Origin of the sequence: Pseudoalteromonas sp. BMB (assembly GCF_001709235.1) — a bacterium.
Taxonomy (GTDB): Bacteria; Pseudomonadota; Gammaproteobacteria; order Enterobacterales; family Alteromonadaceae; genus Pseudoalteromonas; species Pseudoalteromonas maricaloris.
Genome location: NZ_MBQA01000212.1, coordinates 1 through 1,433 on the forward strand (window position 1 = coordinate 1; position 1,433 = coordinate 1,433).

The 1,433-nt window shown below is 41.3% G+C and carries 1 protein-coding gene; it reads right to left on the reverse strand.

Features of this window, described 5'->3' with window-relative positions:
- Positions 1-1,420: non-ribosomal peptide synthetase (locus BB427_RS22305; RefSeq protein WP_254663687.1), on the reverse strand; the 1,420-nt coding region annotated here is incomplete at its 3' end.
- Between the last annotated feature and the right edge of the window lie 13 nt (positions 1,421-1,433).

Consider the following 1,433-nt stretch of genomic DNA (forward strand, 5'->3'; position numbering starts at 1 on the left):
GTAACATGTACTCGGGTAATGATTGATTCAGATAAGCCTGTAGTTCTTCATTATTAAGTACTTTCGTGTCATTCACAGTGTAGAAAGCTACCAACTTTTTATTCTCTTCATTACCGTAGGCAATGACTGCACAATCCTTAATATCTAGATGTAAATTCAGACATGTTTCTATTTCACCTACTTCGATACGGAAGCCTCGAATGTTGATTTGACTGTCTATTCTACCAAGATACTCAATATTCCCATCAACGCGCCAACGCACTAAATCGCCAGTTCGATACATTCGCTTCCCTTGCCAAAGAAAGAGCTGATGAAACGGATTATTTAGAAACTTTTCAGCAGTCAAGTCTGCTCGATTCATATATCCTCTGGCGACCCCATCCCCGGCAATAAATAATTCTCCGGGGACACCTGTAGGAACAAGGTTATTAGCTTTATCTAAAACATATAGCTGAGTGTTATTGAGTGCTTTACCAAGATGGATATCCAGCGATGTCGTAGCTGCAAGATTCGAAGTAGATAATTTCGCAATTGAAGTCTCTGTAGGTCCATAATTATTATACACTCGGCAAAGTGGGTTAAGCCTTTTCACCGCTTTGACAATAGACTGAGGCAGAGGCTCTCCTGCAAAGATCTGAACTTTATTAGCAATGATCATTTCATGTTCTGATAACTTGAACATCTCGAAATGTGATGGTGTCATTTTAATACAATCGATGCGGTGCTGGTCCACATACTGTTTAAATTTATCAGGTGCAAAGACCATTTCATTCGACACCAAGTGAAGTGATTTAGCGAATATTATTGGTATAAACAATGCTGTATTACCAAGGTCAGCAGAGAAGGTAGATAATGCAATAAATGACTCGCAATCTGTTAATTCCATCTTTTTGTAAACAGAGTATGCGTAATCGACAACCATATAGTGTTCAACCATCACTCCTTTGGGGGTCCCCGTTGATCCCGATGTATAGATCACATACGCAAGATTAGAAGCATTTACCTCTCTATTTAACACCAGCTCGCCAACATTATTGTGCTCGACAAAAGAGACAACCTCGGTCCATTGCGTATCTAAAGCCAACAACTCTACACTCTCATCAGAAAGCACTTTTAGGCGCTGACTAAATGCATGAGAGGTTAAAACTAGTCCAGTGTCACTATCGGAAAGCATATAGCGTATACGTTCATCTGGTAACTTAGGATCTAGCGGTACATACGCAGCACCAGCCATCAAGATACCCAGTAGACCAACCATCATTTCTGGTGTTCTATCTACACACAGTCCTACCAAGCTATCCGGTTTGACCCCCTGCGCTTGCAGGTATACCGCTAGGGCATGACTTTGCTCGTATAACGCTTGATATGTTAATTGTTGCCCTTCATAAACCACCGCAATCTTATCTGGATGGGCCGCCACCTGCTCCATAAAC